General features: G+C 60.7%; 21 protein-coding genes and 1 pseudogene. 16 read left to right on the top strand and 6 right to left on the bottom strand.

The features are described 5' to 3' along the window. Nucleotides 1-18: 18 nt before the first annotated feature. Nucleotides 19-489: a thioesterase family protein gene (locus MC269_RS17650; protein ID WP_081137945.1), complete on the bottom strand. Its 471-nt coding sequence runs from the start codon at nt 487-489 to the stop codon at nt 19-21. A gap of 186 nt (nt 490-675) precedes the next feature. Between MC269_RS17650 and pldA the strand changes: the two genes are divergently transcribed. From pldA to rhtC, 3 genes are read left to right on the top strand one after another with little or no spacing between them, the layout of a single operon-like run. Then, a complete protein-coding gene (gene pldA, locus MC269_RS17645; protein ID WP_239953185.1) occupies nt 676-1,548 on the top strand; it encodes a phospholipase A in 873 nt (290 codons plus the stop codon). Between the two features lie 25 nt (nt 1,549-1,573). After that, complete coding sequence (gene recQ / locus MC269_RS17640; RefSeq protein WP_239953184.1) at nt 1,574-3,403, top strand: ATP-dependent DNA helicase RecQ; 1,830 nt, start codon at nt 1,574-1,576, stop codon at nt 3,401-3,403. A gap of 12 nt (nt 3,404-3,415) precedes the next feature. After that, nucleotides 3,416-4,039, top strand: a complete 624-nt coding sequence (gene rhtC / locus MC269_RS17635) for a threonine export protein RhtC (protein ID WP_081137950.1) — start codon at nt 3,416-3,418, stop codon at nt 4,037-4,039. 142 nt (nt 4,040-4,181) lie between these two features. On the opposite strand, the gene rhtB is transcribed toward rhtC, so the two are convergent. Continuing rightward, nucleotides 4,182-4,805 (bottom strand): homoserine/homoserine lactone efflux protein, encoded by a 624-nt coding sequence (rhtB, locus tag MC269_RS17630; protein WP_239953183.1) that lies wholly within the window; start codon nt 4,803-4,805, stop codon nt 4,182-4,184. A 115-nt stretch (nt 4,806-4,920) separates the two neighbouring features. Between rhtB and pldB the strand changes: the two genes are divergently transcribed. Both pldB and yigL read left to right on the top strand, forming a co-directional pair. Next, nucleotides 4,921-5,904 carry a lysophospholipase L2 gene (gene pldB / locus MC269_RS17625; protein ID WP_239953182.1) on the top strand — a complete coding sequence of 328 codons (984 nt, stop codon included), beginning with the start codon at nt 4,921-4,923 and terminating at the stop codon, nt 5,902-5,904. 51 nt (nt 5,905-5,955) lie between these two features. Further along, nucleotides 5,956-6,756 (top strand): sugar/pyridoxal phosphate phosphatase YigL, encoded by an 801-nt coding sequence (yigL, locus tag MC269_RS17620; protein WP_239953181.1) that lies wholly within the window; start codon nt 5,956-5,958, stop codon nt 6,754-6,756. A 34-nt stretch (nt 6,757-6,790) separates the two neighbouring features. Here the strand turns inward: yigL and glpT are convergent, their stop codons facing one another. Further along, nucleotides 6,791-8,134, bottom strand: a complete 1,344-nt coding sequence (gene glpT, locus MC269_RS17615; RefSeq protein ID WP_239953180.1) for a glycerol-3-phosphate transporter — start codon at nt 8,132-8,134, stop codon at nt 6,791-6,793. A gap of 318 nt (nt 8,135-8,452) precedes the next feature. Here glpT and MC269_RS17610 point away from each other — a divergent pair, with 318 nt between their 5' ends. Then, the gene (locus MC269_RS17610) at nt 8,453-9,307 is read left to right on the top strand and encodes a carboxylate/amino acid/amine transporter (protein WP_081137955.1); all 855 of its coding nucleotides are present in this window, start codon (nt 8,453-8,455) and stop codon (nt 9,305-9,307) included. 143 nt (nt 9,308-9,450) lie between these two features. Here MC269_RS17610 and MC269_RS17605 read toward each other — a convergent pair. Together MC269_RS17605 and metR are read right to left on the bottom strand one after the other, a co-directional pair. Further along, a pseudogene (locus MC269_RS17605) lies at nt 9,451-9,909 on the bottom strand (DUF1456 family protein); the annotation flags it as partial. A gap of 56 nt (nt 9,910-9,965) precedes the next feature. Beyond that, nucleotides 9,966-10,892 (bottom strand): HTH-type transcriptional regulator MetR, encoded by a 927-nt coding sequence (metR, locus tag MC269_RS17600; protein ID WP_081137957.1) that lies wholly within the window; start codon nt 10,890-10,892, stop codon nt 9,966-9,968. A gap of 144 nt (nt 10,893-11,036) precedes the next feature. Here metR and metE point away from each other — a divergent pair, with 144 nt between their 5' ends. Beyond that, nucleotides 11,037-13,307, top strand: a complete 2,271-nt coding sequence (gene metE, locus MC269_RS17595) for a 5-methyltetrahydropteroyltriglutamate--homocysteine S-methyltransferase (RefSeq protein WP_239953179.1) — start codon at nt 11,037-11,039, stop codon at nt 13,305-13,307. A 48-nt stretch (nt 13,308-13,355) separates the two neighbouring features. Here the strand turns inward: metE and MC269_RS17590 are convergent, their stop codons facing one another. Continuing rightward, nucleotides 13,356-14,183, bottom strand: a complete 828-nt coding sequence (locus MC269_RS17590) for a dienelactone hydrolase family protein (RefSeq protein ID WP_081137959.1) — start codon at nt 14,181-14,183, stop codon at nt 13,356-13,358. Between the two features lie 302 nt (nt 14,184-14,485). Between MC269_RS17590 and udp the strand changes: the two genes are divergently transcribed. The 9 genes from udp to tatC all read left to right on the top strand — a co-directional run bounded on the left by udp (nt 14,486) and on the right by tatC (nt 22,910). Beyond that, nucleotides 14,486-15,241, top strand: a complete 756-nt coding sequence (udp, locus tag MC269_RS17585; protein ID WP_239953178.1) for a uridine phosphorylase — start codon at nt 14,486-14,488, stop codon at nt 15,239-15,241. Between the two features lie 53 nt (nt 15,242-15,294). Further along, nucleotides 15,295-16,563: a tetratricopeptide repeat protein gene (locus MC269_RS17580; RefSeq protein WP_239953177.1), complete on the top strand. Its 1,269-nt coding sequence runs from the start codon at nt 15,295-15,297 to the stop codon at nt 16,561-16,563. Between the two features lie 84 nt (nt 16,564-16,647). Continuing rightward, nucleotides 16,648-18,147: a DNA recombination protein RmuC gene (gene rmuC / locus MC269_RS17575; RefSeq protein ID WP_239953176.1), complete on the top strand. Its 1,500-nt coding sequence runs from the start codon at nt 16,648-16,650 to the stop codon at nt 18,145-18,147. 75 nt (nt 18,148-18,222) lie between these two features. Beyond that, nucleotides 18,223-18,981, top strand: a complete 759-nt coding sequence (gene ubiE / locus MC269_RS17570; RefSeq protein ID WP_081137966.1) for a bifunctional demethylmenaquinone methyltransferase/2-methoxy-6-polyprenyl-1,4-benzoquinol methylase UbiE — start codon at nt 18,223-18,225, stop codon at nt 18,979-18,981. 12 nt (nt 18,982-18,993) lie between these two features. Beyond that, a complete protein-coding gene (locus MC269_RS17565) occupies nt 18,994-19,599 on the top strand; it encodes an SCP2 domain-containing protein (RefSeq protein ID WP_081138001.1) in 606 nt (201 codons plus the stop codon). Beyond that, complete coding sequence (gene ubiB / locus MC269_RS17560; protein ID WP_239953175.1) at nt 19,596-21,233, top strand: ubiquinone biosynthesis regulatory protein kinase UbiB; 1,638 nt, start codon at nt 19,596-19,598, stop codon at nt 21,231-21,233. The genes MC269_RS17565 and ubiB overlap by 4 nt, the downstream gene beginning before the upstream one ends. Nucleotides 21,234-21,345: 112 nt before the next feature. Continuing rightward, on the top strand, nt 21,346-21,603 hold the full coding sequence (tatA, locus tag MC269_RS17555; RefSeq protein WP_081137969.1) for a Sec-independent protein translocase subunit TatA: 258 nt from the start codon (nt 21,346-21,348) through the stop codon (nt 21,601-21,603). Between the two features lie 3 nt (nt 21,604-21,606). Beyond that, complete coding sequence (gene tatB / locus MC269_RS17550; protein WP_081137971.1) at nt 21,607-22,149, top strand: Sec-independent protein translocase protein TatB; 543 nt, start codon at nt 21,607-21,609, stop codon at nt 22,147-22,149. A 2-nt stretch (nt 22,150-22,151) separates the two neighbouring features. Next, nucleotides 22,152-22,910 (top strand): Sec-independent protein translocase subunit TatC, encoded by a 759-nt coding sequence (gene tatC, locus MC269_RS17545; protein ID WP_239953174.1) that lies wholly within the window; start codon nt 22,152-22,154, stop codon nt 22,908-22,910. Nucleotides 22,911-22,976 lie beyond the last annotated feature (66 nt).

Below are 22,976 nucleotides of genomic sequence, written 5' to 3'. Positions count from 1 at the left end.
CTCGCACGGCGTCGGCGATTAACCAATCAAATAGGTCGCCGTTGCCGTGGCAATATAGTCGCCCTGCTGGTTGTGCAGCTCGACGCGCGCCACCGCCACTTTGTTTCCGGCGCGCAGCAGGCTGCTGGTGGCGGTAAAGCGCTCGCCGCGGCCAGGCCGCAGATAGTCGACGCGCATATCGATGGTGCCCATGCGCGACAGGCGCTGACGCAGCTCCTCTTCGCTGATGCTCTCTGCGCGCGTCAGCGCGTTGCTGACGCAGACCATGCCGGCGGCGACGTCCAGCACCGAGGCGATCACCCCGCCGTGCAGGATCTGCTGCGCGGCGTTGCCCACCAGCATGGTTTTGTTAGCGAAGCTGATTTCGGCGTAGTCGCTCTCCAGCCGATCCAGCTCCAGGCCGAGCGCCTGATTAAACGGCATGTGATAAATAAAAATTTCGCCCACCATGCGGCGAGCTTCCTGCTGAGACAGCAGCGCTGAAGACATAATGATTATCCTGCGAACACGCCCTGAGCGGCGTGGAATGTTAACGAATTGTGTATTCTAAGCCGCGCGCGAGGGGCTTTCCAGTTTCAGAAATCAGCGCTCATCTTCACCGACTTTTGCGTGTAGAATGGCCTCCTTTTTGTGACTCCCCATTAATTTGACACGCAGCCTTCACCGGAGAATGTTATGCGCAAGCATCGCGCCTTGTTAGCAGCCGCCCTGTTACTTCCTGCACTGGCGCAGGCAGAGGAAGCCACCGTAAAAGATGTCCATGACACCCCTCAGGTGCGCGGCAGCATTATCGCCAACCTGCTGGAGAAGCACGACAACCCGTTTGTGCTCTACCCGTATGAGAGCAACTATCTGCTCTATACCTACACCAGCGACATCAATAAAGAGGCGATCTCCTCCTATAACTGGGGGAACAACGCGCGCAAAGATGAGGTGAAATTTCAGCTCAGTCTGGCATTTCCGCTGTGGCGCGGTATTCTGGGTGACAACTCCGTGCTGGCGGCTTCCTATACGCAGCGCTCCTGGTGGCAGCTGTCGAACCGCGGCGAGTCCTCTCCGTTCCGCGAAACCAACTATGAGCCGCAGCTGTTCCTCGGCTGGGCGACGGATTACGATTTCGCCGGCTGGACGCTGCGCGATGTGGAAGTGGGCTTCAATCATCAGTCCAACGGCCGCAGCGATCCGACGTCGCGCAGCTGGAACCGCGTCTATGCGCGCCTGATGGCGCAGAACGGCAACTTCCTCGCCGAAGTGAAACCCTGGTACCGCATACCGGACAGCGAAGACGATAACCCGGATATCACCAAATATATGGGCTACTACCGCCTGAAGCTGGGCTATATCGCGGGCGAGAATATCTTCAGCGTGGAAGGCAACTACAACTGGAATACCGGTTTTGGCGGCGCGACGCTGGGCTGGAGCTACCCGATCAGCGAACACGTTCGCTTCTATACCCAGGTGTTTAGCGGTTATGGCGAGTCGCTTATCGACTACAACCATCGCCAGACGCGTGTCGGCGTCGGCGTGATGCTAAACGATCTGTTCTGACTCTCCGGAAAACAACAGGATTACAGTGGCAATCTCGGCAGTACATAATCAGGAATCGCTGGCGCAGCAGGTATTGCAGGATACCTTCGGCTATCAGCATTTTCGTCCCGGTCAGCAAACCATTATCAATGCGGCGCTGAGCGGACGAGATTGTCTGGTCGTCATGCCCACCGGCGGCGGTAAATCGCTCTGTTATCAGATCCCGGCGCTGGTGCAAGAGGGGCTGACGCTGGTGGTGTCGCCGCTGATCTCCCTGATGAAAGATCAGGTGGATCAGCTGCTGGCGAACGGCGTGGCGGCGGCGTGCCTCAACTCCACCATGACGCGCGAGCAGCAGCAGCAGGTGATGGCGGACTGCCGCACCGGCCGCGTGAAGCTGCTCTATATCGCGCCCGAGCGTCTGATGATGGATAACTTCCTCGAGAGTCTGGCGCACTGGCAGCCGGCGATGCTGGCGGTCGACGAAGCGCACTGTATTTCGCAGTGGGGTCATGACTTCCGTCCCGAATATGGCGCGCTGGGCCAGCTGCGCCAGCGGTTCCCGCAGCTGCCGGTAATGGCGCTGACCGCTACCGCCGACGAAACCACGCGCAACGACATCGCGCATCTGCTGCATATGCAGGATCCGCTGATTCAGATCAGCAGCTTCGATCGCCCCAATATTCGCTACACGCTGGTGGAGAAGTTCAAGCCCACCGAGCAGCTGCTGCGCTACGTTCAGGATCAGCGCGGCAAAAGCGGCATCATCTACTGCAACAGCCGCGCCAAGGTAGAAGACACCGCCGCGCGTCTGCAAAGCCGCGGGCTGAGCGTCGGCGCCTATCACGCCGGTATCGACAGCGCGCAGCGCGCCCGGGTGCAGGAGGCGTTCCAGCGCGACGACCTGCAGATCGTGGTGGCGACGGTGGCGTTCGGCATGGGCATCAACAAGCCCAACGTGCGCTTCGTGGTGCACTTCGACATTCCACGCAATATCGAATCCTACTACCAGGAAACTGGCCGCGCCGGACGCGACGGCCTGCCGGCTGAAGCGATGATGCTCTACGATCCGGCGGATATGGCGTGGCTGCGCAAATGCCTGGAAGAGAAAGCGCCCGGTCCGCTGCAGGATATCGAGCGCCACAAGCTTAACGCCATGGGCGCGTTCGCCGAGGCGCAGACCTGCCGCCGTCTGGTGCTGCTGAACTATTTCGGCGAAGGGCGTCAGCAGCCGTGCGACAACTGCGATATCTGCCTCGATCCGCCGAAGCGCTACGACGGCCTGGTGGAGGCGCAGAAAGCGCTCTCCAGCATCTATCGCGTCGGGCAGCGTTTCGGCATGGGCTATGTGGTCGAGGTACTGCGCGGCGCCAACAACCAGCGCATCCGCGACCAGGGCCATGACAAACTGCCGGTTTACGGCATCGGCCGCGAGCAGAGCCACGAGCACTGGGTCAGCGTGCTGCGCCAGCTGATCCATCTGGGGCTGGTGACGCAGAATATCGCTATGCACTCCGCCCTGCAGCTGACGGAAGCGGCGCGTCCGGTGCTGCGCGGCGAAGTGCCGCTGATGCTGGCGGTACCGCGCCTTAACGCGGCGAAGCCGAAAAGCAGCAGCTCGCCGAAAATTTACGGCGGCAACTACGATCGCAAGCTGTTTGCCAAGCTGCGCAAGCTGCGTAAAGCGATTGCTGACGAAGAGAATATCCCGCCCTACGTGGTGTTTAACGACGCCACGCTGATTGAGATGGCGGAGCAGATGCCGGTGACGGCGTCGGAGATGCTGAGCGTCAACGGCGTCGGCCATCGAAAACTAGAGCGCTTTGGCAAACCCTTCCTGGTGATGATCAAAGAGCACCTTGATGATGAAGAGTAAAGGAAACTCCCCATGCTGATGTTATTCGCTACGGTCGCGCTGGTGCATCTGGTCGCGCTGATGAGTCCCGGCCCGGACTTCTTTTTTGTGTCGCAAACCGCCGCCAGCCGCTCGCGCAAAGAGGCAATGATGGGGGTGTTCGGCATTACGCTGGGCATCGTGATCTGGGCGGGCGTGGCGCTGATGGGGCTGCACCTGATCCTGGAGAAGATGGCGTGGCTGCATCAGATCATTATGGTCGGTGGCGGTCTCTATCTGCTGTGGATGGGCTGGCAGCTGCTCGGCTCGGCGCGTCAGCGCCATAAGCAGCCGGTGCAGGACGCGCCGGTGGTCGAGCTGCCGAAAAAGGGCAGAAGCTTTCTTAAAGGCTTTCTTACCAACCTGTCGAACCCGAAAGCGATTATCTATTTCGGCAGCGTCTTCTCGCTGTTTGTCGGCAACGACGTTGGCGCGCTGGAGCGCTGGGGGCTGTTTCTGCTGATCGTCGGCGAGACCTTTGCATGGTTTACGCTGGTGGCGGCGATCTTCGCGCTGCCGTGGATGCGGGATAAGTATCAGCGCGCGGCGAAGTGGGTGGATGGCGTCGCGGGAGTTTTATTCGCCGGTTTCGGCATCCACCTCATCATTTCTCGTTAAGGCCTGGCTTACTTGCCAGCTTGCGGTTGGGCAGTGCTCATCATCCTCACGTACTGCAGTACGCTGCGGTGACTGCGCGCTGGCCGCCCGCAATCTGGCTGCGCCGCCGACGGCCTTAGGCATCGGCGCGTGTGTCAGGTTTTCAGGCAATTCTACGCGCGCTGGCTAGCAGCGCGCCGACCGCCATAAACAGTCCGCCAAAGATCCGGTTCAGCAGCTTCATCTGCTTTGGCCCTTTAATCCAGGCCGCAATGCGCGTTGCCAGCGTGGCGTAGCCGATCATGACAATGATATCGACGACAATAGTGGTGGCACCGAGCACCAGATACTGCATCGCCTGCGGCTGGTGAGGCAGAATGAACTGCGGAAACAGCGCGGCGAGAAACACGATGCTTTTCGGATTGGTGAGATTCACCAGCACCGCGCGCTTGAACAGGCGACGACGCGGCATCGCGCGGGAGACGGCGTCCAGATCGATAGCACCCGCAGAGCGCCACTGCTGAATGCCGAGCCACACCAGATAGGCGGCGCCGGCCCACTTCAGCACCTCGAACGCCAGCAGCGACTGCGAAAACAGCGCGCCCAGGCCGATACCCACCAGCAGGATATGGATCGCCAGGCCGAGCTGCAAACCGCTGATTGAGGCCGCCGCGCCGCGATAGCCGTGGCTAATGCCGGTGCTCATGGTATTAATGGCGCCGGAACCAGGCGACAGGCTCAGGATTGTGGTGGTAAGAAGGTAGGTCAGCCACCATTCAGTGGTCATGGGTTGCGCTCCCTGTCTGGGCGGAAATATGACACAATACGCCAGAAACAAGCGCGACGCTACGGGCCGCATGCGCGGCTTGCAACAGGCCTGTCGCGCCTCTGCAGGGGGAAAGATGGAACGACATAAAGCGAGCTGGCTCAAACGGGAAAAAGCCTTTGCCGCCTTTGCGCACGGTCCGCTGCTCGACTTCTGGCAGCGCCGCGAAGAGCGCGAATTTGTCGGCGTGGAAAACGTCACGCTGCGCTATGTGCGCTTCACCGCGCCGCAACATAAGCGCGTTATTCTTATCGTACCCGGACGCATCGAAAGCTACGTCAAATATCCCGAGCTGGCGTATGACCTGTTTCACTGCGGTTTTGACGTCGTCATCCTCGACCATCGCGGCCAGGGGCGTTCCGATCGCCTGCTGCAGGATACGCATCGCGGCCACGTCGCGGAGTTCATGCACTATGTGGACGATCTGGAGACGCTCTATCTGAAAGAGATCGTCAGCGGCCACTATCAGCAGCGCTATGCGCTGGCGCACTCCATGGGCGGCGCGATCCTGACGCTGTTCCTGGCGCGTCAGCCGCAGGCGTTTCACGCCGTGACGCTGGTGGCGCCGATGTTCGGCATTGCGCTGCCGATGCCCGCGTTTCTGGCGAACCGCATTCTCGACTGGGCGGAAAAGCGTCCGGCGCTGCGCGACGGCTACGCCCTCGGCACCGGCCGCTGGCGCGCGCATCCGTTCGGCATCAATCGCCTGACGCACAGCGCCGAGCGCTATCGCCGCAGTCTGCGCTTTTACGCCGACGATCCGGCAATCCGCGTGGGCGGCCCGACCTATCACTGGGTGCGCGAAGGCATCCACGCCGGGCGCAATATCCTGAGCCTGGCCAGCACCATCACCACGCCGATCCTGCTGCTGCAGGCAGGCGACGATCGCGTGGTGGATAACCGGTCGCAGGATCTCTTCTGCGCGGCGATGGCGCAGGCGGGCCATCCCTGCGAGGCACGGGTGATTAACGAGGCGCGTCATGAGATCCTGTTTGAAAAAGATGCGATGCGCGCCGAGGCGCTGAACGCGCTGGTCGATTTTTTTGAGGCACACCCTTAATTCGAATACTTACCTTACCGGCTTCGGCCTAAAACATTACCTGAGGTTTTCATGTTTCAAATCGTCGCATCCGACCTGGATGGCACGCTGCTCTCTCCCGAACATCGCCTGACGCCTTACGCCCACGATATTCTGCAACAGCTGGTGGCGCGCGATATCCACTTTGTCTTTGCCACCGGACGCCACTATATCGACGTGGGACAGATGCGCGATAAGCTGGGCATTCCCGCCTATATGATCACCTCGAACGGCGCGCGCGTGCACAACGCGGAAGGCGAACTGGTGTTCAGCCACAACCTCGACGAAGATATCGCGCTGGAACTTTATGGGCTGCACTACGCCAACCCGGCGATCCTGACCCACGTCTACCGCGACGACGAATGGTTTATGAGCCGCACCCATCCGGCGGAGCAGGACTATTTTCGCGAGTCGGTGTTCCACTATCAGGTCTATGAGCCAGGCCTGCTGCCCGGCGACAACATCAGCAAGGTGTTTTTCACCAGCGACGATCCCGAAGCGCTGATCCCGCTCGAGCTGGCGCTGCAGGCGCGCTGGGGCGATCGCGTCAACGTCAGCTTTTCGCTGCCGACCTGTCTGGAAGTGATGGCGGGCGGCGTATCGAAAGGCCACGCGCTGGACGCGGTGGCGCGACAGCTCGGCCACTCCTTAAAGGCGTGCATCGCCTTCGGCGACGGCATGAATGACGTGGAGATGCTGAGCATGGCGGGCAAAGGCTGCATTATGCGCAACGCCCACCAGCGGCTGAAAGATACGCTGCCGGATCTGGAAGTGATCGGCAGCAATGCGGACGATGCCGTGCCGCATACGCTGCGCACGCTGTTTTTATCCTGACAGCAACGGGCCGGCGCGATGCCGGCCCGCTTCGTTATGACGCCAGCTGCTGCTTGTGCCTGCGTTCGTTAATCATGGTCAACAGCAGCAGGATCACTGCCAGCACGCAGCCCACCACCATCACCAGGAAGCCGCCGTCCCAGCCGAAAAAGTCGACGGTATAGCCGACGATGGCGCTGGCCGCGACCGAGCCGCCCAGATAGCCGAACAGGCCGGTAAAGCCCGCCGCGGTGCCTGCCGCTTTCTTCGGCGCCAGCTCCAGCGCGTGCAGGCCGATCAGCATCACCGGGCCGTAAATCAAAAAGCCGATGACGATCATGCAGGCCATATCGACGCCGGGGTTACCCGCCGGATTGAACCAGTAGACCACGGTGGCAATGGTCACCAGCGTCATAAAGAAGACGCCGGTCGCACCGCGATTCCCCTTGAACACCTTGTCCGACATCCAGCCGCACAGCAGCGTGCCAGGAATACCGGCGTACTCATAGAGAAAATAGGCCCATGACGACTTATCGAGCGTGAAGTGCTTCACCTCTTTCAGATAGGTCGGCGACCAGTCGAGAATGCCGTAGCGCAGCAGATAGACAAAGACGTTGGCCAGCGCGATATACCACAGCAGCTTGTTGGGCAGCACGTACTGCATAAAGATCTGCTTCGCCGTCAGCTCCTCTTCGTGCGTGGCGCTGTAGTCGGGCGGGTAATCGTTTTTATACCCCTCGATAGGCGGCAAGCCGCACGACTGCGGCGTATCGCGCATCAGGGCGAAGGCGATCAGCGCCACAGCGATAGCGGCGAAGGCGGGCATATAGAGCGCCGCTTTCCAGTCGCTGAACCAGGCCATGCCGAGCAGAAACAGCAGCGGCGGCAGGCCGCCGCCGACGTTATGGGCGCAGTTCCACACCGACACGATGCCGCCGCGCTCTTTCTGCGACCACCAGTGCACCATGGTGCGCCCGCACGGCGGCCAGCCCATGCCCTGAAACCAGCCGCAGAGAAACAGCAGAAGGAACATCACCATAATGCTGGAGGTCGCCCAGGGCACAAAGCCCATAAACAGCATCACCGCGGCGGCGAGGATCAGCCCGGCGGGCAGAAAGACGCGCGGATTCGAGCGATCCGACACCGAGCCCATAATGAATTTCGAGAAGCCATACGCAATCGAGATGCCAGAAAGCGCAAAGCCGAGATCGCCGCGCGAAAAGCCCTGCTCCACCAGATAGGGCATCGCCAGCGCGAAGTTTTTACGCACCAGATAGTAGGCGGCGTAGCCGAAAAAGATGCCGAAGAAGATCTGCCAGCGCAGACGACGATATAATGGATCAACCTGATCTTCCGCGACCTGCGGTCGATGCGGCGCGGGTTTAAAGATACTCAGCATAGCTGCCCTCCCAGGCGTCTTGTCGTTGTTATGCAAAGGTGCGGCGCATTCCAGAGGTCGCCGCGATGTTCCTTTTCGCGTCTATTCTGGCGCTTTTCGCGCATGGGAGCTGTGATAGTTGACACATTTGTTACACTTTTATGACAATCACGGCAGGTTAATTTCACAAAATGGTGTTAATCGCGCATCGCTTATAAAACATTCACCCACGCCTGCGCTGAGCGTTGCTTTTATGAGCGGTTGTCAACCAGAAAGCGCCGCGTCGCCGCAGTACATTGATTACACTAGCGGCCTCCTTTTTTATGCAGGATCGACGCTGTGCTGTTACTGATCGTTACCACTATTCTTTGGGCGTTCTCCTTTAGCCTGATTGGAGAATATCTGGCGGGGCAGGTGGACACCTGGTTCTCGGTATTGATGCGTCTGGCGCTGGCGGCGCTGGTGTTCTTACCTTTTTTGCGCTGGCGCGGCTATCGTCCCTCGACGCTGCTGCTCTATATGCTGGTGGGGATGCTGCAGCTTGGCATCATGTACCTGATCAGCTTTGAGGCCTATCTCTACCTCAGCGTGTCGGAGTTTTTGCTGTTTACCGTGATGACGCCGCTCTACGTTACCCTGATCTATGACCTGATCAGCAAACGGCCGCTGCGCATCGGCTACGCCTTCAGCGCGCTACTGGCGGTGGCGGGCGCGGCGATTATTCGCTACGACAAGGTCAGCGATCATTTCTGGTTCGGGCTGCTGCTGGTGCAGCTGGCCAACCTCTGCTTTGCCGTAGGGATGGTGGGCTACAAGCGTCTGCAGGAGACCCGGCCGATGCCGCAGCACACCGCCTTTTCCTGGTTTTATCTCGGCGCGGTGCTGATTGCGATTGTCGCCTGGTTTCTCTGGGGCAATCCGGCGAAGCTGCCGACCACCTCGCTGCAGTGGGGCATTCTGGTCTGGCTGGGCGTGGCGGCGTCAGGGCTGGGCTACTTTATGTGGAACTACGGCGCGACGCAGGTCGACGCGGGCACGCTGGGCATTATGAACAATATGCACGTGCCGGCCGGCCTGCTGGTTAATCTGGCGATCTGGCAGCAGAAGCCGCACTGGCCCAGCTTTATCGCCGGCGCGCTGGTGATTTTCGCCTCGCTCTACGTGCACAAACGCTGGGTGCTGCGCAGTCGCTGAGGCGCGTCATCGGTCAGGGCGGCAATGGTCGCCCTGCGGCGGGACTATTTTCTGGCTTTAGGCGGCTGGGCCGGGCGGGGTTTCGCCGTCTGAGACGGCGCGGATTTCGCTGCCTGCGTCGGGCTGGTTTTCGCCGGCTGCGTCGGGCGCAGCGTCATCGTCAGGCCCTTTAAAAAGTTACGCATAATCTGATCGCCGCATTCGCGATAGTTTTTATGATCCGGCTTGCGGAAGATCGCGCCGATTTCCGCCTGAGAAACGGTAAAGTTGGCCTTAGCCAGCACCGCCGGAATATCGGTGGTTTTCAGATCGAAAGCGATGCGCAGTTTTTTCATAAAAATATTGTTGTTCATACGGCGCTCGATCGAGGGCGCAGGCATCTCTTCGCTCTTGCCGCGGCGGAAGAAGATCAGGCCGTTAAGGAAATAGCCCATCAGCACGTCCGGCAGCGGCTTAAATGCCGCGTCATCCTCTTTTTTTAACCACGCCTGCACGTCTTCCAGCGCCACTTCACAGTTGGTCAACGCGAAAATCTCCACCACTTTGGCATCGCTTAAATTCAGCATAAAGCGCACGCTGCGCAGAATATCGTTATTGGTCATGGTGAGATTTTCTCATGGTCGTTTAACAGGCTGCGCATTATAGGGGAAATTGCGGCTCAGCGTTGCAAAATCGCGCCCGGTTGCGCCGCGTCGCGCACAAACGGCAGATGCTCGCAGGCGTGCTGACGTGCGAAGCGGGTGAAGGCCTCCAGCACCGGCTGACGCTGTTCGCCGTCACGCACCGCGGCGTAGAGGCGGCTCCATAACCCTTCGCCCAGGGTTTTGGTCACGATAAGCCCCTGCTTTTCAAAACTCTCCACCACCCAGTGCGGCAGGGCGGCGATGCCCATGCGCGCCGACACCATCTGGATCAGCAGCAGCGTGTTGTCGACGCTTTTTAGCGCCGGACTCACGCCCGCCGGCTGCAGAAAATGGCGCCAGATATCGAGACGCTGGCGCTGCACCGGATAGATCATCAGCACCTCTTGCGCCAGATCCTCCGGCGCGATCTGCGTCCGCTGCGCCAGCGGATGATCCGGCGCCATCACCAGCCGCACCTCGAAGTCGAACATCGGCGTGTAGTGCAGGCCGCTGCGCGGCAGGATATCCGAGGTCAGCACCACGTCCAGTTCGCCCTGCTGCAGCGCGGGCTGCGGATCGAACGTCACGCCCGATTTGAAATCCATCACCACCTGCGGCCAGCTCTGACGAAATTTATCCAGCGCCGGCGTCAGCCACTGAATGCAGCTGTGGCACTCAATAGCGACGCGCAGCGTTGCCTGATGCGGCTCGTGGCACGCCTGCAGCGCCTGCTGGATTTGCGGCAGCACCTGCTCTGCCAGCTGCAGCAGGATCTCGCCCTGCGGGGTGAAGCGCAGCGGCTGGCTTTTACGCACGAACAGGCGGAATCCCAGCCGCTGTTCGAGATCGCTGAACTGATGCGACAACGCGGATTGCGTCTGATGAAGCTGCGCGGCGGCGGCGGCCAGCGAGCCGGTATTACGCAGAGCCTGAAGCGTCCGCAGGTGCTTGAGTTCGATCATGAGAGTCCTTCACATCGAGATTGAACAATTTGCGCTTGAGGAACATACACTACCCGCAGAATATAGCGGTGTAAACATCTGGACGGCTAAACATCTTTGGCTTCCAGGCGAAGCCCAAGAGAGAGATTATCTGGAGAACAGCATATGACCATTCTGAACCACACCCTTGGCTTTCCTCGCGTCGGCCTGCATCGTGAACTGAAAAAAGCGCAAGAGAGCTACTGGGCGGGCAAGACGACTCAGCAGGCGCTGCTGGCCGTGGGCCGCGAACTGCGCGCCCGTCACTGGCAGCAGCAGAAAGCGGCGGGCGTCGATCTGCTGCCGGTTGGCGACTTCGCCTGGTATGATCATGTGCTGACCACCAGCCTGATGCTGGGCAACGTCCCGGCGCGCCATCAGAACAGCGACGGCTCTGTTGATCTCGACACCCTGTTCCGCATCGGACGCGGTCGCGCGCCGAGCGGCGAACCGGCCGCCGCCGCCGAGATGACCAAATGGTTTAACACCAACTATCACTACATCGTGCCGGAGTTCACGAAGGGCCAGCTGTTCAAACTCGCCTGGACCCAGCTGCTGGACGAAGTCGACGAGGCGCTGGCGCTGGGCCACAAGGTGAAGCCGGTGCTGCTCGGCCCGGTGACCTATATCTGGCTGGGCAAAGTGAAAGGCGAGCCGTTCGACCGCCTGTCGCTGCTGTCGGAGATCCTGCCGATCTATCAGCAGGTGCTGGCCGAGCTGAAGAAGCGCGATATCGAATGGGTGCAGATTGACGAGCCGGCGCTGGCGCTGGAGCTGCCACAGGCGTGGCGCGAGGCGTTCAGGCCCGCTTACCAGGTGCTGCAGGGCAGCGTGAAGCTGCTGCTGACCACCTATTTTGACAGCATCGGCCAGAATCTCGACGTTATCCGCGATCTGCCGGTGCAGGGGCTGCATGTCGATCTGGTGCACGGCGATGACGACCTCGCCTGGCTGAACGAGCAACTGCCCGCGGCGTGGCTGCTGTCGCTCGGCGCGATCAACGGCCGCAACGTCTGGCGCGCCGACCTGAGCCGCTGGTTCACACGTCTGCAGCCGCTGGTGGGCACGCGCGATCAGCTGTGGATCGGCACCTCCTGTTCGCTGCTGCACAGCCCAATCGATCTGGAGAGCGAAACCCGGCTCGATAACGAAGTGAAAAGCTGGTTCGCCTTCGCGCTGCAAAAATGCGGCGAGCTGAAGCTGCTGAGCGCTGCGCTTAACCATAACGACGCGGCTTCGCTGGAGGCCTGGAGCGCGCCGATCCGCCAGCGCGCGCACTCCAGCCGCGTACATAACGCCGCGGTCGCCAGGCGTCTGGCGGCGATCTCCGCGCATGATACCGAGCGGGCGAGCGGCTATGCCGAACGCGCCCGCGCACAGCGCAAACGCTTTAACCTGCCCACCTTACCGACCACCACCATTGGATCTTTCCCGCAGACCACCGAGATCCGCGCTCTGCGTCTCGACTTCAAAAAAGGCCATATCGACGGCGGCAGCTACCGCACCGGCATTGCGCAGCATATTAAACAGGCGATCGTCGAGCAGGAGCGCCTCGGTCTTGACGTGCTGGTGCACGGCGAAGCGGAGCGCAACGATATGGTGGAGTATTTCGGCGAGAACCTCGACGGCTTCGTTTTCACCCAGAACGGCTGGGTGCAGAGCTACGGTTCGCGCTGCGTCAAGCCGCCAGTGATCGTCGGCGACGTCAGCCGTCCGCAGCCGATTACCGTGGAGTGGGCGACCTATGCGCAGTCGCTCACCGACAAGCCGGTGAAAGGAATGCTGACCGGTCCGGTGACCATTCTCTGCTGGTCCTTCCCGCGCGAAGACGTGTCGCGCGAAACCATCGCGAAGCAGATCGCGCTGGCGCTGCGCGACGAGGTCGCGGATCTGGAAGCGGCCGGCATTGGCATTATCCAGATTGACGAACCGGCGCTGCGCGAAGGGCTGCCGCTGCACCAGTCCGACTGGGCGGACTATCTGAAGTGGGCGGTGGACGCCTTCCGTCTGAATGCCGCCGTGGCGAAAGAGGAGACGCAGATCCACACCCATATGTGCTACTGCGAGTTCAACGACATCATGGAGGCTATCGCGGCGCTGGATGCAGACGTGATCACCATCGAAACCTCACGCTCCGACATGGAGCTGCTGGAATCCTTCAAGGTGTTCGACTACCCCAATGAAATCGGTCCAGGCGTCTACGATATTCACTCGCCTAACGTGCCGAGCGTGGAGTGGATGGAAAATCTGCTGCGTAAGGCGGCGCAAAGCATCCCGGCAGCGCGGCTGTGGGTGAACCCGGACTGCGGCCTGAAAACGCGCGGCTGGCCGGAAACCCGGCAGGCGCTGGCGAACATGGTGGAAGCGGCGAGGCGGCTGCGCGGCGAGACCGCCTGAGCAGGCGGTGAAACGGGGGCGCCACGGCGCCCCTTTTTAATGGCGCGATCAGACGACGCCGAACTGCTTAAACCACGTCAGCATGCGCGCCCAGCCATCCTGCGCCGACTCGGCGTGGTAGCTCGGACGATAGTCGGCGTTAAAGGCGTGACCGGCGTCGGGATAGACCACGATCTCCGCCTTGGCGTTGGCGGCGTGCAGCGCCTGGCGCATCTGCTCCACGCTCTCCAGCGGAATGCCCTCATCCTGGCCGCCGTACAGGCCCAGCACCGGCGCGCCTAAATCCACCGCGATATCAATCGGGTGCTTCTGCTGCTTCATGGTTTTTTCGCCGATCAGGCGGCCATACCAGGCCACCGCGGCGCGCAGCTGCGGGTTGTGCGCGGCGTACAGCCAGCTGATGCGGCCGCCCCAGCAGAAGCCGGTAATGCCCATGCGGCGAATGTCGCCGCCGTTGCGCGCAGCCCAGTTGGCGGCGTGGTCGAGGTCGGAGAGCACCTGGCTATCCGGCACTTTGCTGACCAGCTCGCTGAACAGCGTCGGGATATCGTGATACTCATTGGGATCGCCTTCGCGGAAGTAAAGCTCCGGCGCCACGGCCAGATAGCCCTCCAGCGCCAGCCGACGGCAGATATCGCGGATGTGCTCGTGCACGCCAAAGATCTCCTGCACCACCAGCACCACCGGCAGCGGGCCGTTCGCCTCTTTCGGTCTGGCGTAGTAAGCAGGCATATTCTCGCCCTGGCTCGGCACGGACGTTTCGCCTGCCTGAATATCGGGGCTGTCGGTGTGGATGGTGGTGGAGGCGGTCGGCTGAACGGCCGGCGCGAAGCCGCCCGTCGCGGATTTTTGTGCCATATTCTCTTCGGTTTTCATTTTTCTCTCCGTGCTGGCAGTAGCGCAATCACGTAACTATAGCCTGGCCAGATTGCGTCTGGACCAGAGACCGGGAACAGAGTAGGGAGCGAGCAAAAAGACTCTTCTCTTTAACATTGCTGCAAAGCCTTGCGCGCGCAGCTTGTAGCAATGGCATTCTGAATGGATGAAATATGCGACACATATCTCATTATTGTTCTGTAAAAATGTAACATTCATTTTTGATGGTGACTGATATCACACAATTATGCGCTGCGCTCCAGTAGAGTGGCGCGCTTCACTTCCCTGTTCAGGAGTTTGCTATGTCTGACGTTTTTCACCTTGGCCTGACTAAAGCCGATCTGCAGGGCGCGACCCTGGCTATCGTTCCCGGCGACCCGGAGCGCGTAAAGAAAATTGCCGGGCTGATGGCGGACGCCCAGCCGCTGGCTGCGCACCGTGAATTCACCTCCTGGCTGGCGAAGCTGGACGGCAAACCGGTGGTGGTTTGCTCCACCGGCATCGGCGGTCCCTCTACCTCTATCGCCGTGGAAGAGCTGGCGCAGCTTGGCGTGCGCACCTTCCTGCGCGTCGGCACCACTGGCGCCATCCAGCCACACATTAACGTCGGCGACGTGCTGGTCACCACCGGCGCGGTGCGGCTCGACGGCGCCAGCCAGCACTTCGCGCCGCTGGAGTTCCCGGCCGTAGCGGACTTCGCCTGCACCACCGCGCTGGTCGCGGCGGCAGAGGCGAGCGGCGCCACCACCCATATCGGCGTCACCGCCTCGTCGGACACCTTCTATCCGGGCCAGGAGCGCTATGACACCTTCTCCGGCCGCGTGGTCAGCCGCTTCCAGGGCTCGATGAAAGAGTGGCAGCAGATGGGCGTGCTCAACTATGAAATGGAGTCCGCCACGCTGCTGACGATGTGCGCCAGCCAGGGGCTGCGCGCGGGTATGGTCGCGGGCGTGATCGTCAACCGCACGCAGAAAGAGATCCCGGATGCGGCCACCATGAAGCAGACCGAAAGCGACGCGGTAAAAATTGTGGTCGAAGCGGCGCGCCGTTTGTTATAACGCTTTTCAGGCAGCGCGCCTGCGCGCGCTGCAGCAAAAGCGAGGATCGCCCGATGCGTCAGACACCGCCCCGACAGAAACCCGCCGTTACCGCCGCGCCCGCCGTGATGCAGGCGCGTCTCGAAAATGCCGCCGCGCGCTTTCGCCAGCATATGGCGCAGCAGGATTACGCCGCCGCCGCCCGCTGCTGCGAAGAGGTGCTGCGCATCGTGCCAAATCAGATGCAGGTGCTGAGCGACTATGCGCTCTGTCTGCTGCGGCTGGGCCACTACAGCCAGTCTTACCGGGTTTATCAGAAAATCTATCAGGCGCCGCCGGCGGTGCGCGCCACCGCCTCGGAAACCTGGCTGGACGGGCTGGCGGAGCTGTGCGGCTGGATGGGCAAAACCGACGAGCTGGCGAGGTATGGCCTGGAATCGCTCAACGGCGCGGACGCGCGTTTCCGCCAGGGCCAGCGTTACGCCTTTCCGGCGGCGCAGCCGGAGCCCATCGATCTCAGCAAGCCCGAACAGAACGTGATCGCCTTTAGCCTCTACGGCGGCCAGCCGCGCTACTGCGAAACCCTGATTAAAAACGTCGAGGTGGCGCAGGCGCTTTATCCCGGCTGGCGCTGCCGCATCTACCTTGACCAGAGCGTGCCGCAGCATGTGTGGCAGCGCCTTAACCAGCCGCACGTCGAGCTGGTCGACATGTCGCAGGAGCAGGGGATCTACCCGACGCTGTGGCGCTTTCTGGTGATGGACGACCCTGGCGTCAAACGCTTTCTTATCCGCGACGCCGATTCGCTGCTGTCGGAGCGTGAAGCGGCGGCGGTCGACGCCTGGCTCGCCTCGCCCTACTGGTTCCACCATATGCGCGACTACTTTTCCCATACTGAGCTGCTGCTGGCGGGCATGTGGGGCGGCTGTAACGGCGTCTTCAGCCAGCTGGCGCAGGCGATGCGCGACTTTATCGCCCGCTACAGCGGCAGCGCGCGCTTTACCGACCAGTATTTCCTGAAGGTCGCGCTCTGGCCGACGGTGCGCGAGAGCCTGCTCAGCCACGACGAGATTTTCCATTTTCATCAGGCGCAGCCCTGGCCGCCGCACGCGCCGGTGCGCTGGAATATGGCGAACTTTCACGTTGGCAGCAACGCCGGGTTCGCCAGCATGGCGGGCAAGGCGACGGTCGACGACGGCGCGACGCAGCCGGTGGAGCTGAGCTGGGACGGCCACACCGTTGTCTATCTGGCGCAGGTAAAAGGCGGTGAGTGGCGCATGTCGATGCCGTTCTTTTTAACCGACGCCTGGAAAGCGGGCGAGCTGCAGGTCAACGCGCGGTAAAACCCCGTCCGGGCTGAAAATAGTCTGGACATTCATACAGGGCGACTCTACTTTCTTCCCAGCAACGCGCGTCGCGAGGGAATTATGGATCAGCAGATTATTATTAGCGCCTGTCTGGCGCTTGCCGGACTGGGTATCGGCTGGATGCTGGCGCAGCTTCGCGCCAGCCATCAGAGCGCCAGCTTCGCCACCGAGCGGCGTTTGCAGCAGGAGGCGCAGCAGCGTCAGCAGCAGCAGCTTGCACAGCTTCAGCAGCAGCTGCAGCAGCGCGAACAGGAGCTGCGCCAGCTGCACGGCTCGCTAAGCGGCGCGCAGGAGCGGCTGCAGCAGCTCGACTACTGGCGCGGCGAATGCGAACAGCTCAACCGCGAGCTGCGCAACCAGCTTGAGGTTAACAGCGCACAGGAAGCCGAACTGCGCGAGGTCACCATCCGTCTTGAAGAGACGCGCTTCGCCGCCGAGGAGAAGCAGCGTCTGCTCACCAGCAGCGAACAGCGCCTCAGCGCGCAGTTTGAAAATCTCGCCAACCGCATCTTCGAAAACAGCGGCCGCCGCGTCGACGAGCAGAATCGCCAGAGCCTGAACGGCCTCATCGCGCCGCTGCGCGAGCAGCTGGACGGCTTTCGCCGCCAGGTGCACGACAGCTTCGGCCAGGAGGCGCGCGAGCGCCACACGCTGGCGCATGAGATCCGCCAGCTGCAGCAGCTGAACGCGCAGATGGCGCAGGAGGCGATCAACCTGACCAAAGCGCTGAAGGGCGACAATAAGATTCAGGGCAACTGGGGCGAGGTGGTGCTGAGCCGCGTGCTGGAGGCGTCGGGCCTGCGCGAAGGCCATGAGTATCAGACGCAGGTAAGTTTGCAGTCGGAGCAGCAGGGCAGAATGCAACCGGATGTGATCGTGCGTCTGCCGCAGGGCAAAGATGTGGTGGTCGACGCCAAGATGACGCTGGTGGCCTACGAGCGCTACTTCAACGCGGAGGATGAGGTGACGCGCGAGCAGGCGCTGCAGGAGCACGTCGCCGCGGTGCGCAGCCATATTCGTCTGCTGAGCCGAAAAGATTATCAACAACTGGCCGGTTTACGCTCCCTCGATTATGTGTTGATGTTTATCCCGGTGGAGCCGGCGTTTCTGCTGGCGATCGATCGCCAGCCGGAGCTGATCAGCGAGGCGCTGCAGCAGAACATCATGCTGGTCAGCCCCACTACGCTGCTGGTGGCGCTGCGCACCATCAACAACCTCTGGCGCTACGAGCATCAGAGCCGCAACGCCCAGCGTATCGCCGAGCGCGCGGCGCGCCTGTACGACAAGATGCGGCTGTTTGTCGATGATATGAGCGGCATCGGCCATAGTCTGGATAAGGCGCACAACAGCTACCGCGAGGCGATGAAAAAGCTGGCGGAAGGGCGCGGCAACCTGATCGCGCAGAGCGAGGCGTTTAAATCCCTCGGCGTTGAAGTTAAACGCTCAATTAATCCGCAGTTAGTGGAACAGGCGATGCCGGAAAAGGCATGGGACGAGGAGGAGGGGCTGGACGATCTCTCGGAGACCGCGGACGCGCGTGTGAGGCGGCTCCACGAATAAGCGGGTCGTCGCGTGCCTGACTACCCTGACTCTGATACACTTCGGGAAGTATTGTTTGTGGAACAGGTAAAACCGATGGCAGATGAATCACAGCAGGAAACTACCCATTTTGGCTTTCAGACCGTCGCCAAAAGCGAAAAAGCTGACAAAGTCGCGGACGTGTTTCACTCCGTCGCGGCGAAATATGACGTGATGAACGATCTGATGTCGTTTGGCATCCATCGCATCTGGAAGCGTTTTACCATCGACAGCAGCGGCGTGCGCCGTGGACAGCGCGTGCTGGATCTGGCGGGCGGCACCGGCGATCTGACGGCGAAGTTTTCCCGTCTGGTGGGCGACACCGGCCAGGTGGTGCTGGCGGACATCAACAGCTCGATGCTGAAAATGGGCCGCGACAAGCTGCGCAACCTCGGCGTGGTCGGCAACGTCAGCTATGTGCAGGCCAACGCCGAAGCGCTGCCCTTCCCGGATAACTATTTCGACTGCATTACCATCTCTTTCGGCCTGCGTAACGTGACCGAGAAAGAGAAGGCGCTGGCGTCGATGTTCCGCGTGCTTAAGCCGGGCGGACGTCTGCTGGTGCTGGAGTTCTCGAAACCGGTGTTCGATCCGCTCAGCAAGGCGTATGACGCCTACTCGTTCCATATCCTGCCGCGCGTTGGCCAACTGGTGGCGCAGGACGCCGAGAGCTATCGCTATCTGGCGGAGTCGATCCGCATGCATCCCGATCAGGAAACCCTGAAGGCGATGATGAACGACGCCGGCTTTGAGAACACCACCTACCACAACATGACCGGCGGCATCGTCGCGCTGCATCGTGGATTTAAGTTTTAACCGGATATGGTGATGCGCTTAACGCCCTTGATTACCGCCGGTCTTGAGACCGCGCTGAACCGCGTGCTCTATCGCGATCGCAGCCTGAAGGCCGCGCGCCAGCGTCTGGCAGGCCAGGTGCTGACGCTGCGTCTCGACGAGCTTTCCCATCCGCTGGTGCTGGTGTTTAGCGAACAGCAGCTGGACGTGCTGAGCGACTGGCAGGACAGCAGCGACTGCACCGTGATTACGCAGCTGAAAACCCTGCCGAAGCTGCGCGACCGCCAGCAGCTGACCAGCCTGATCCGCAGCGGCGAGCTGCAGGTCGAGGGCGATTTGCAGGTGGTGCAGCGCTTCTCCGCGCTGATTGACCTGGCGGAGCTGGACCCGGCCGAGTATCTGGCGCCCTGGATCGGCGACATCGCCGCACAGAGCGTCAGCCAGGGTGCGCAGCGCGCGCTGCGGCTGCTGCGCGGGGAAGTGGCGCGTCGTCAGGACTATCTTGGGCAGGCATTAACCGAAGAGTGGCGCGTCGCGCCAGGCGCGCTGGAACTGGCGTGGTTTTCTGAGGAGGTAGACGCGATGGAACGTTCGCTTGATGCGCTCACTGCGCGTTTAGCGCAGCTGGAGGCGAGATGACACCTGGAGAAATTCGCCGTTTGTATTTCATCGTCAGGATCTTTTTAACCTACGGTCTTGATGAGCTGATCCCCCGCATGCGCCTTACCCTTCCGCTGCGCCTCTGGCGTCGCGGCATTTTCTGGATCCCGAACCGCCACAAAGATGTCGAGCTTGGCGTGCGTATGCGCCTGGCGATGGAGCAGCTGGGGCCGGTCTGGATCAAGTTCGGTCAGATGCTCTCTACCCGTCGCGACCTCTTTCCACCGGTGATCGCCGACGAGCTGGCGATCCTGCAGGATCGCGTCGCGCCTTTCGACGGCGTAAAAGCCAAAGAGGTGATCGAAAAATCGATCGGTGGGCCGGTTGAAACCTGGTTCGACGATTTCGATATCAAACCGCTCGCCTCAGCGTCGATCGCGCAGGTGCACACCGCGACCTTAAAAGCCACCGGCAAAAAAGTGGTGATCAAGGTGATCCGCCCGGACATCCTGCCGGTGATCAAGGCAGATATGAAGCTGATCTACCGCCTGGCGCGCTGGGTGCCGCGTCTGCTGCCGGACGGCCGTCGCCTGCGTCCGATGGAAGTGGTGCGCGACTATGAAAAGACGCTGATCGACGAGCTGAATCTGCTGCGCGAAGCGGCCAACGCCATTCAGCTGCGCCGTAATTTCGACGAGAGCCCTATGCTCTACGTGCCCGAGGTCTATTCAGACTACTGCAGCGAAACCATGCTGGTGATGGAGCGCATCTACGGCATTCCTATCTCTGACGTGGCGACGCTGGAGCAGCACGGCGTCAATATGAAGCTGCTGGCCGAGCGCGGCGTGCAGGTCTTCTTCACCCAGGTTTTCCGCGACAGCTTCTTCCACGCCGATATGCATCCAGGCAATATCTTCGTCAGCTATGACCACCCGGAAGATCCGCAATATATCGGCATCGACTGCGGCATCGTCGGCTCGCTGAATAAAGAGGACAAGCGCTACCTGGCGGAAAACTTTATCGCCTTCTTTAATCGCGACTACCGCAAAGTGGCGGAGCTGCACGTCGATTCCGGCTGGGTGCCGCCCGACACCAACGTGGAAGATTTTGAGTTCGCCATCCGCACCGTCTGCGAACCGATCTTCGAGAAGCCGCTGGCGGAGATCTCGTTCGGCCATGTGCTGTTGAACCTGTTCAGCACCGCGCGCCGCTTCAATATGGAAGTGCAGCCGCAGCTGGTGCTGCTGCAGAAAACGCTGCTCTATATCGAAGGCATTGGCCGCCAGCTCTATCCGCAGCTCGATCTGTGGAAAACCGCTAAGCCGTTCCTGGAAGAGTGGATTAAAGATCAGATCGGCCTGCCGGCGCTGCTGCGCGCCGTCAAAGATAAGGCGCCGTTCTGGGCGGAGAAGCTGCCGGAGCTGCCGGAGCTGTTCTACGAAAGCATGCGGCACCATAAACTTTTGCAGCACAGCGTCGATAAGCTGACCAACGATATGCACGCCCAGCGCACGCGTCATCATAAGGCGCGCTATCTGTTCGGCGTTGGCGCCACCCTGCTGCTGAGCGGCACGGCGGTGCTGCTGAGCCGGCCGGAGTGGGATTTCTTCCCGGCTCTGTTAATGGCGGCGGGCTTCGTCACCTGGCTAATCGGCTGGCGTAAGACAAACTAATTGTCAGCCACGCCTGAATCGCGGTAATGTCGCAGCCTTAAGCCCGGCGCCATCAGGGCTTTTGGCTGACGTTACTCTTCTCAATCTCTCGCAACATCAGAGGCACTATCTCATGGGCGGTATCAGTATCTGGCAATTATTAATTATTGCCGTCATCGTTGTTCTCTTGTTTGGCACCAATAAGTTAAAAAATCTGGGTTCCGACATCGGCTCTTCCATCAAAGGCTTCAAAAAAGCCATGAACGATGATGAAGAGAAGAAGCATGAGCCTGATTCGCATCAGGATGCTGATTTCAGCGCCAAAACCCTGGCGGAAAAACAACAGACTTCAGCTAACAAAGAAGAATCCAAAAACGACAAGCAGGTGTAAACCGTGTTCGACATTGGTTTTAGTGAACTGGTATTGGTGTTCGTCATCGGACTGATTGTTCTCGGCCCGCAACGATTACCGGTTGCGGTAAAAACCGTAGTGGGCTGGATCCGGGCAATGCGCTCGCTGGCTGCCAACGTGCAGCACGAGCTGGCGCAGGAGCTGAAGCTGCAGGAGCTGCAGGACAGCCTGAAAAAAGTGGAAGAGGCGAGTCGCGGCACCATGTCGCCGGAGCTGAAAGAGTCGATGGAGGAGCTGCGTAAAACCGCCGACTCCATGAAGCGCTCGGTTCAGCAGAGCATCGACATCGAGAAAGCCGAGGATGAAGCCAACACCATCCACGCGCCGCAGCAGCGCCCGGCCGAGTCTGTGACGCCCGCAACGGCGCACGCTCAGGCCAGCGCGCCCGCACAGGCGCCTGAACCGGTCGCGGACGCCGCGAACGGCGCTAAAATCGATGCGAACCACGCTGCGCCGGTTGGGGAACCTCAACCGGCCGCGCCGCGCAGCCCGGCAACTTCCTCTTCTGCAAGTGATGAACGATAACCATGGCCGTTGAAGATACCCAACCGCTTATCAGCCACTTGATTGAGCTGCGTAAGCGTCTGCTGTACTGCATTATCTCGGTGTTCGTGATTTTTATGGCGCTGATCTACTTCGCCAACGACATCTATCATCTGGTCGCGTCGCCGCTGATTAGCCAGATGCCGGCAGGCGCCAGCATGATCGCCACCGACGTCGCGTCGCCGTTTTTCACCCCGATTAAGCTCACCATCATCGTGTCGATCTTTCTCTCGGTGCCGGTCATTCTCTATCAGGTGTGGGCCTTCGTCGCCCCGGCGCTCTACCGCCACGAACGCAGGCTGGTGATGCCGCTGCTCTTTTCCAGCACGCTGCTGTTCTACGTTGGCGTCGCCTTCGCCTATTTTATCGTCTTCCCGCTGGCGTTCGGCTTCTTCGCTAAAACCGCGCCGCAGGGCGTCACCATCGCCACCGACATCACCAACTATCTCGACTTCGTGATGACGCTGTTTATGGCGTTCGGCGTGGCGTTCGAAGTGCCGGTGGCGATCGTGCTGCTCTGCTGGACCGGCATCACCACGCCGGAAGATCTGAAAAAGAAACGTCCCTATATTCTGGTCGGCGCCTTCGTTGTTGGGATGCTGCTCACACCGCCAGACGTTTTCTCGCAAACTTTGCTCGCTATTCCGATGTACTGCCTGTTTGAAGTCGGCGTATTCTTTTCCCGTTACTACGTCGGGAAGGGACGGCGGGCGCAGGAAGAAGAACAGCATACCGACTCCTGACGCGTTATCCGTCTGTTTCCCGCGCCTGGCGGGTAGACCCTTTACCGAACCGCCCCTCTGGGCGGT

This window comes from Pantoea sp. Z09, from assembly GCF_022394795.1.
In the GTDB taxonomy this organism is placed as follows: Bacteria; Pseudomonadota; Gammaproteobacteria; order Enterobacterales; family Enterobacteriaceae; genus Pantoea; species Pantoea latae.
The sequence above is the reverse complement of the archived record's forward strand: the minus strand, read 5'-3'. Positions and strand labels throughout refer to the sequence as shown.